Genomic DNA, 577 nt, shown 5'->3' on the forward strand with positions numbered 1-577 from the left:
CGTTCACAAACACTACACAGTGAACGACTGGGCAGACTTCGTAAAATCTGCTGACAACGCAACGCTAAAAAACGTGATGGTGTCTACGGGAACTTCTGACGCAGATTTCCAAAAAACAAAAGACATCATGGCGCTTTCTGACGAGCTCATCTTTATCTGTGTTGATATCGCGAACGGCTACTCAGAGCATTTAGTTGAGTACGTAGAGCGTGTACGTGCAGAGTTTCCAGACAAAGTGATCTCTGCGGGTAACGTGGTTACTGGTGATATGTGTGAAGAGCTTATTCTTGCTGGCGCAGACATCGTAAAAGTGGGCATTGGCCCAGGTTCAGTATGTACTACTCGTGTCAAAACGGGTGTGGGTTATCCGCAGCTTTCTGCAATTATTGAGTGTGGTGATGCGGCGCACGGCCTTGGTGGTATGATCATCGGTGACGGTGGTTGTTCATGCGCGGGTGACGTATCAAAAGCGTTTGGCGGCGGTGCAGACTTCGTGATGCTTGGCGGTATGTTAGCGGGTCACGAAGAGTCAGGCGGCGAGATCATCGAGAAAGATGGTGAAACTTTCATGAAGTTC

The 577-nt window shown here is 49.0% G+C and carries 1 protein-coding gene; it reads left to right on the forward strand.

Features of this window, described 5'->3' with window-relative positions:
• A partial coding sequence (locus R7Q48_RS29520) for an IMP dehydrogenase (RefSeq protein WP_318133923.1) occupies positions 1 to 577 on the forward strand: 577 nt, incomplete at both ends.

This window comes from Vibrio sp. 378 (assembly GCF_033339435.1).